Annotated in this window: 9 protein-coding genes; 7 read left to right on the forward strand and 2 right to left on the reverse strand. The window is 65.6% G+C overall.

The genetic code is table 11. The features are described from left to right. Positions 1-117 precede the first annotated feature (117 nt). Positions 118-930, forward strand: a complete 813-nt coding sequence (locus RJQ10_RS02920) for a thioesterase family protein (protein WP_350143465.1) — start codon at positions 118-120, stop codon at positions 928-930. Here the strand turns inward: RJQ10_RS02920 and ggt are convergent. Then, the gene (gene ggt, locus RJQ10_RS02925; protein WP_350143467.1) at positions 924-2,666 is read right to left on the reverse strand and encodes a gamma-glutamyltransferase; all 1,743 of its coding nucleotides are present in this window, start codon (positions 2,664-2,666) and stop codon (positions 924-926) included. The two genes, RJQ10_RS02920 and ggt, sit on opposite strands and share 7 nt — an antisense overlap. Positions 2,667-2,764: 98 nt before the next feature. Between ggt and RJQ10_RS02930 the strand changes: the two genes are divergently transcribed. From RJQ10_RS02930 to RJQ10_RS02940, 3 genes are read left to right on the forward strand one after another with little or no spacing between them, the layout of a single operon-like run. Then, positions 2,765-3,070 carry a hypothetical protein gene (locus RJQ10_RS02930; RefSeq protein ID WP_350143469.1) on the forward strand — a complete coding sequence of 102 codons (306 nt, stop codon included), beginning with the start codon at positions 2,765-2,767 and terminating at the stop codon, positions 3,068-3,070. A 28-nt stretch (positions 3,071-3,098) separates the two neighbouring features. Further along, entirely contained in the window at positions 3,099-3,737 is a 639-nt protein-coding gene (pdxH, locus tag RJQ10_RS02935; RefSeq protein ID WP_350143480.1) for a pyridoxamine 5'-phosphate oxidase, read from the forward strand. Positions 3,738-3,790: 53 nt separating this feature from the next. Then, the gene (locus tag RJQ10_RS02940) at positions 3,791-4,246 is read left to right on the forward strand and encodes a lipocalin-like domain-containing protein (protein ID WP_350143471.1); all 456 of its coding nucleotides are present in this window, start codon (positions 3,791-3,793) and stop codon (positions 4,244-4,246) included. On the opposite strand, the gene RJQ10_RS02945 is transcribed toward RJQ10_RS02940, so the two are convergent. Beyond that, entirely contained in the window at positions 4,247-5,530 is a 1,284-nt protein-coding gene (locus tag RJQ10_RS02945; RefSeq protein ID WP_350143472.1) for a CinA family nicotinamide mononucleotide deamidase-related protein, read from the reverse strand. 121 nt (positions 5,531-5,651) lie between these two features. Between RJQ10_RS02945 and RJQ10_RS02950 the strand changes: the two genes are divergently transcribed. The 3 genes from RJQ10_RS02950 to RJQ10_RS02960 all read left to right on the forward strand — a co-directional run. Further along, entirely contained in the window at positions 5,652-6,227 is a 576-nt protein-coding gene (locus RJQ10_RS02950; protein WP_350143473.1) for an NUDIX domain-containing protein, read from the forward strand. Positions 6,228-6,294: 67 nt separating this feature from the next. Next, positions 6,295-6,927 carry an FKBP-type peptidyl-prolyl cis-trans isomerase gene (locus RJQ10_RS02955; RefSeq protein WP_350143474.1) on the forward strand — a complete coding sequence of 211 codons (633 nt, stop codon included), beginning with the start codon at positions 6,295-6,297 and terminating at the stop codon, positions 6,925-6,927. Beyond that, a partial coding sequence (locus RJQ10_RS02960; protein ID WP_350143476.1) for an iron-containing alcohol dehydrogenase occupies positions 6,924-7,601 on the forward strand: 678 nt, incomplete at its 3' end. The genes RJQ10_RS02955 and RJQ10_RS02960, both read left to right, overlap by 4 nt.

The following is a 7,601-nucleotide window of genomic DNA, read 5'->3' on the forward strand; positions in this document are numbered from 1 at the left end:
GATGTGTGGCGACGAGCTCTGCCACAAGTATATACATTTCCCGGGCTCCCACACAAAATACGCACTGGCACCGGATTTGGTGCTTTTTTACGACAGTATTTGCACAGTGGAGTAGTTATGACGCAGTCCGGTTCGATCAGCCAGTTTGCCGCAGAAACCGCCGTCCGCCGCCTCGCCGGGGACCTCTGGGTGGGGGAGCTGCATGCGGGATGGCGGATTGGCGCAGTCCCCAACGGCGGCTATGTGCTGGCGGTCATTGGCCGCGCCCTGCGCGAAGCGCTGCCGCACAAGGATCCGCTGTCGGTGAATGCCTTCTATCTGGCGCCGACCACCCTGGGGCCGTTCGAGTGCCGTGTCGAGCTCTTGCGCGCCGGGCGCAATATCACCCAGGGCATGGCCAGACTGTACCAGGGAGGCGAGCTCAAGGTGCAGGTTACCGCCGCCTACACCGACCTGGCGCAGCAGCAGGGGCCTGACTGGTCTGCCGCCGCGCGCCCTGTCTACCCCGGCTGGGACCAGTGCGTGGCCGGCGGTGACAGCTCGCTGGAGTTTGCCCAGCGGGTGGATATTCGCTTGCTGGATGGCGCGGAGGTTTTTCGCGGCGCGGCTCCCAGTGGTCGCGGGGAGTTTCGCGGCTGGATGCGGCATGCCGATGGCGCTGATCCGGACGTGCTGTCCCTGCTCATGTTTGCCGATGCCCTGCCGCCACCCGCATTCGACGTCGTGGGGCTGGTGAGCTGGGTGCCTACGGTGGAGCTGACTGTGCAGGTCCGGGACCATCCGGCGCCGGGGCCCCTGCAGGCGCGGCTGTGGTCGCGGCACCTGTCCCGGGGCGTGATAGAGGAAGATGGGGAATACTGGGACAGCGCGGGCCGGCTGGTGGCAATCAGCCGGCAGACGGCGAAGGTCAGGCTGCCGCGGAGTCAGTAGGCCGCAACGTGGCCGCCCGGTCTCCGGGTATCGGTGGCACCGAGCAGGTAGCCGCGCTCCAGCATGATGGACTGGGTGCGACCCAGGGTACGTGGCGCGATGTCCACATTGTGGCCCATGTTTTCCAGCAGGCGCCGGGTGTCGGGACTGATACCCTGCTCCAGCACCAGTTTGTCCGGCTGCCACTGATGGTGCACCCTCGCCTCCGCCGCTGCGCTGGCGATGTTCATGTCGAATGCCGTGGCATTGAGCACCGTCTGCAGCACCGCGGTGATGATCAGGCTGCCCCCCGGGCTGCCAGTCGCCAGCCAGGGCTTGCCCTCCCGGAACACCATGGTCGGGCTCATGGATGACAGTGGCCGCTTGCCGCCTTCGATGCGGTTGGCCTCGCTCTCCACCAGGCCGAAGGCATTGGGTTGACCGGGATTGGCGGCGAAATCCGCCATTTCATTGTTCAGTAACATTCCTGTTCCGGGCACCGCAATGTGCGAGCCAAAGCTGAAATTCAGGGTGTAGGTGTTGCTCACCACGTTGCCAAAGCGGTCGGCGACGCTGTAATGGGTCGTATCGCGGCTCTCGTCCACCAGCATCCTGCCCGGGGATATCTCGGCAGAGGGCGTGGCGCGGGTGGAATTTATCAGGCTGCGCTGGCGGGCAGCGTAGTCCTTGTCGATAAGCCTTGCCACCGGCACGGGCTGGAAATCCGGGTCCGCCAGATACTCACTGCGGTCAGCGTAGGCCAGTTTCATCGCCTCTGCGAGATGGTGGATGTAGGCAGCGCTGTTGTGACCCATCGCCGCCAGATCATATCCTTCGAGTATGTTCAGCATCTGGATAATGTGTACACCGCCGGAGGACGGGGGAGGTGTGGACACAAGCTCGACGCCCTGGAAGCTGCCGCGCACCGGCTCCCGCTCCAGTGCCTGGTAACCGGCGAGGTCCTCAGCTGTGATCAAGCCATTGCCGGCTTTCATTTCCGCGACAAGTCGCGCGGCGACCTCGCCCGCATAGAATCCCTGGTGGCCGTGTTCGGCTATCTGGCGCAAGGTCCATGCCAGCTCTGGCTGGCGCCAGGTCGTGCCCACTTCCGGTGCCTTGCCTTCGGGAGTCAGGAACAGGCTGCGCGCCTCGGGGTTCAGCGCCAACCGCTCGGCCCGGGCCGCGATTTCCATGTTGAGGGCAAAGGACACTTCCAGCCCGTTCTCGGCGAGTGCGATGGCCGGTGCCATGACTTCCGCCAGCGGCAGGCTGCCGTAGCGTGCCTGGGCCAGCACCAGACCCGCGACGGTGCCCGGCACGCCGGCAGCCTGGTGGCTGAAATAGACGCGCTGGCTGTCCAGTTCACCCGTCTCGTTGAGGAACAGCTCGCGGTCGGCGGCCCCGGGGGCGGTTTCCCGATAGTCGATCAGGGTCTGGCGGTTGCCCTCGGCCATATGCACCAGCATGAAGCCGCCGCCGCCGAGGTTGCCGGCCCGAGGATAACTTACCGCCAGCGCAAACCCGGTCGCGACGGCGGCATCCACTGCGTTGCCGCCCCGCTCAAGAATTCCGCGGCCGATCTCCGAGGCCAGTCGCTCCGGGCCTACCACCATGCCCTGCCTGGCCACCACTGGCAGGAAGCGGCTGCCGAAATCGATAATGGGTGCTTCGGTGTCGATCGGGCCCCTGCCGCTCGCGGCGGGGGCGAGCACCAGGCTCAGGGCGATTGTGGCGATGAGGTGGTGGCTCAGTTTCACGGTGACGGGTTCCCATGCGGCAAAACCGAGACTTTAACTGTTTTGGCCGGCGACGCATACTCGAGCCAGACAGGCGGGCCGACAGGACTGGAGACAGAGTGAGCATACTGCTGGAGACCATAGATCGGCGCCTGGCGGAGCTGCTGGCGCAGTTGGCAGCGGGGCTTGATGCCCCGCCGGGCCAGCGGCTGCGGCTGGAGGGGCTGATGGAGGCGGCGGTGCTGCTGGAGATCGCCGCGGAGGCGGAACTGGCGGCGCTGCTGGAAACCCGTTACCGGGAAGCGTTCGGTCACTCCCCGGCCGAGGATCTGGGCGAGGGCTGGCAGTCGTTCTTTCCTTTTCCGCAGATACCCGCGATGGCCAGGCGGGCGCCGGTCTATCCCAGCACCCGGGATGATCTATAATGCGGGCCTGTTTGCGGGGGATGCTGTGGTGAATTACGAGGATTTCAGGCGTGAGTACCTGGCTGGTGGGCTGGAGCGGGACATGCTCGCGGATTGCCCTGTCGAGCAGTTTGAGCGCTGGCTGCAGCAGGCGGTGGCGGGGGATATTGCCGACCCGACGGCCATGGTGCTGGCGACAGTGGATGAGTCTGGCAGTCCGTGGCAGCGAATTGTACTGCTCAAGGGCGTGTCGACCCGCGGCTTTGTGTTCTACACCAACTTCAGCAGTGGCAAGGCCCGTGATATTGCCCACACTCCGCAGGTGTCGCTGCTGTTTCCCTGGAACATGCTGGAGCGGCAGGTGATAGTGGCGGGGCGCGCCGAGCGCATGTCGGCGGCAGAGTCCGCGCGCTATTTTCTCAGCAGACCGCGGGAGAGCCAGCTCGCGGCCTGGGCCTCGAAACAGAGCCGGCCGATTTCAGCCCGTGCCCTGCTGGAGTCCCAGATGAACTCGCTGAAAGAGAAGTTTGCCCGCGGCGAGGTGCCTGTCCCCGATTTCTGGGGCGGTTACCGGGTGCTTCCGGAGCGGATGGAATTCTGGCAGGGTGGCGCCCATCGCCTGCACGACCGCTTCCGGTATTACCGGGAAGAGGACGGTGGCTGGCGCATAGAGCGCCTGCAACCATAGGCCTGGCCGGGTAGGCCCGGTCGGGTATTCAGACACAGGAGCAAGGCAACGAGATGATTGAAAGACAGCAACTGGTGGGGGCCTGGCAGCTGGAGTCCTGGTCCATTGGCTTTGGCGACCGCGACGAGATCAGCAATCCCTTCGGTGAGGATCCCCGCGGCCTGCTGCTCTATAGCGAAGATGGCTGGATGAGCGCCTCCATTTGCCGGCGTGAACGCCCGCGCCTGCCAGAGAACGAGAGCCCTCGCAAAATGCCGGATTCAGTGAAGGCCGCGGCCTACGGCAGTTACTTCCATTACGCGGGTCGCTACCGCGTGGTCAACGGTGATGTGGTGCATTACGTGACCCAGAGCCTTAACCCCAATTTTCCCGGTACCGAGCAGCTGCGTCACGCCGAGCTGGATGGCCAGACCCTGGTGCTGAGTGGCAAGGATGAGGTGCGCGGGGTCACCCGCTACCATACCCTGGTCTGGCACCGGGCGCCGGAGACCAGCCCCGCGGAGCCTTGATCAGCGCGCCCGGCGCTGGCTGAAATAGCGCGGTTCGCTGGCAATTCCGAGCAGGCGCCGGCGCACCATGTCCAGGGCGGCGGCGGCGACCATGGTCTGGAACAGGCCGCGTTCCACCGGCCACAGCAGGCAGGCGGTCTGCAGCTTGTCGACGCTGCCCCAGGCCAGCCACACCGTGCCCACCGGTTTATCCTCTGTCCCGCCTTCGGGGCCGGCTATCCCGGACACGGCGATGGCGTAATCGGCTCCGGACCGCTCCAGGGCCCCGAGGGCCATCTCCCTGACGACCTCCTCGCTGACTGCGCCGCAGGTCTCCAGGGTCGTTTCCTGTACCCCGAGCACGGCGGTCTTGATGTCGTTGGCATAGGTGACGAAGCCGGCGTGGAAGCCCGCGGACGAGCCCGGAATGCGGGTCAGCATGCTGGCAATCAGGCCTCCGGTGCAGGACTCGGCGGTGGTCAGTGTCTCGCCCCGGACCTGCAGCAGCTCCAGCACCCTGGCGGCCAGCTGGGTATCCCCCTCGCCGATGATGTGATCGCCGAACAGCTGCCGCAGCTGCCGCTCACACTGGTCCCGCAGCGGCAGGTCCCGCGCATCCTTCACCGCGAGCTTGATTTCCATTTGCGGTGCCCCCGCGCGGAAACCCAGTTCCACCGCCGCGGGCCAGTCCGGCAGGGCATCGCTGATCATCTGCTGGGCGGTGGACTCCCCGAGGCCAAAGGTCTGCAGGCGCAGGACGTGGCGCTGGGCGGGCCGCGCCAGGGACCGACCCAGTGCGTCGACAATGGTGTCGAGCATGCGCCGTAGCTCCCCGGGAACGCCCGGTGTGCAGATCACCCGGCAGTCTCCCAGGGTCAGTTCGAAGCCCACAGCGCTGCCCACCGGATTGGGAATCACCCGCGCCCCCGCCGGCAGCAGGGCCTGCTTGCGATTGGCGGCGTTCAGCGGCAGGTTGCGGCGAGCGCACCAGCCCTCAAGGTGGGCCAGGGCCTCGGGGTGTTCAACCAGCCCCACGTCCGCCGCGGCCGCCAGCACCTCCGCCGTGAGATCGTCCACGGTCGGACCGAGGCCGCCGTTGATGATGACAGTGTCCGCCTGCCCGGCCATGGCCCTGAGTTCTGCCTGCAGCAGGGCGCTGTCGTCGCCCACCGTCACCTTGCGGTAGACGCCGAGCCCGATCTCGGCCAGCCGCAGGGCTATCATGGCGGAGTTGGAGTCGACCGTATCGCCGCTCATGATTTCATTGCCTGTCAGCAGCAGCTGAATCTGGGGGTCGCTTGGCACGCTAGTGTTCCTGCAGAAATGGGGGCCTAAGTGTAGTGCCAATGCTTTTCCCGGGGCAAAGTGCTATTTTTGCCCCTCCGCTGAGCAACAGAGGGCCCGCAAGGGTGAGAGCAGAAAGCTGATGGCCCGTTATTGTCCGCACTGCGGCGCCATGCTGGCGCGCAACCGGGTCGGTGGAGAGCTGCGCAATCACTGGCGCTGCACGGGCTGCGGGCGGATTCATCACGACCATCCGATGATCGTGCTGACCACTTTTGTCGCCTGCGGCAAGCGTTTGCTTTGGGTGCAGCGTGCCCTCCCGCCCAAGGTGGGAGCCTGGGCAATTCCCGGTGGCTTCATGGAGCTGGGGGAGACCCTGGCAGAGGGCGCCGCCCGTGAACTGCGCGAGGAAGCGGGCGTTGCGCTGTCCGCCGACGAGCTCGAGTTCTACATGATGGGCACGATCACGTTCATCAACCAGATCTACGTCGCCTTTCGAGCCCGGGTGGCTACAGAGGAAACCTGCGCCGGCACTGAGTCCCTCGCCTGTCGCTACTTTTCCCGCGAAGAGTGTCCCTGGGAGCAGGTCGCCTATCCGGAGGTGAACGATGCCATCATCCAGGCGTACGACGATCTCGATTCCGGCAGTTTTGCCATCTGGCACACGGAGATGACCGCCGCGCAGTACCAGCGGCACAAGGTGCGCCAGAGGCCCTGAGCCGGACGCTCCCGGGCAACTATGGTAAGCTGCGAAGCCTTCCCAATCCGCATAATGGACGGCACATATGGCGTTACTCCCCGAGGTGGAACTGGCCACCGATGAGCAGAAAGTCAGCTATGGTTTTGGCCTGCAGTTTGGCGACCAGCTGTTGCGCAACCGGTTCGAAGGCCTCGACCTGCAGGCGGTGATGGCGGGCATGCAGCACTGGTTCCAGCAGCAGCAGTCGCTGCTGGCCGACGGTGAACTGAACCCCAGCTACGAAGCCATCAAGGCCAAGCAGGAAGCGGCCGCCAGCGCCGTCGCCGCCCAGCGGCAACAGTTGGGGGAGCAGTTCCTGGCCACCAATGCCTCCCGGCCGGAGGTGACCACCACCGCCAGCGGCCTGCAGTTCGAGGTGCTGGAGGCGGGCGATGGCGCCAGTCCCGGTCCGCGCAGCACTGTCGTGACCCACTACCACGGTACCTTTGTCGACGGCACTGTGTTTGACAGCTCGGTACAGCGCGGCGAACCCGCCCAATTCGGTGTGCACCAGGTTATTCCCGCCTGGACCGAGGCCCTGCAGCTGATGAGTATCGGCGACAAGTGGCGGATTGCCTGTCCGCCGTCGCTGGCTTACGGTGAGCAGGGCGCGGGGGACAGTATTCCACCCAATACGCCGCTGGTCTTCGACATCCACCTGCTGGAAATACGCGATTGACGACGCTGCAGGCCGCGACGATACAGCTGCCGAAGATTCTCCGCATCGGCGCCGGTGCCAGCCAGACCCTGGTGGCAACGCTGCAAGAGCTGGCGCTGGCCCGCCCGCTGCTGGTCACGGACCCGTTTCTGGTCCAGAGTGGCTTCAGCGAACGGCTTCTTGCGCCGCTGGAAGCGGCCGGCATCCACTGCGGGGTGTTCGGCGACTGTGTGCCCGATCCCACGACCGACAGCGTGGCGGCCTGCCTGCAGGTGCTGCGTGCCGGTGACTACGACTGCCTGGTGGCGTTGGGTGGCGGGAGCTCGCTGGATACCGCCAAGGGCGTGTCGGTGCTGGCACTTCACGGCGGCGAGATGCGCGATTACAAGGTCCCCGCTAGCGTATTCAGCGGCCTGCCGGTGATCGCCATTCCGACCACCGCCGGTACCGGTGCCGAAGTGACCCGGGCCGCGGTCATCACCGACACAGCGAATCAGGAAAAAATGCTCTGCATGGGTCTGGGCCTGGTGCCCGTGGCCGCACTGGTGGATTTTGAGCTGACCCTGAGCATGCCGTCCCGGCTGACGGCGGATACAGGGCTGGACAGTCTCTGCCACGCGCTCGAGGCCTATGTCAGCCGCAGGGCCAATCCCTTTACCGACAGCATCGCCCTCGCCGCCCTGCAGGGCATCAGC

Source organism: Haliea sp. (assembly GCF_040222615.1).
In the GTDB taxonomy this organism is placed as follows: domain Bacteria; phylum Pseudomonadota; class Gammaproteobacteria; order Pseudomonadales; family Halieaceae; genus Haliea.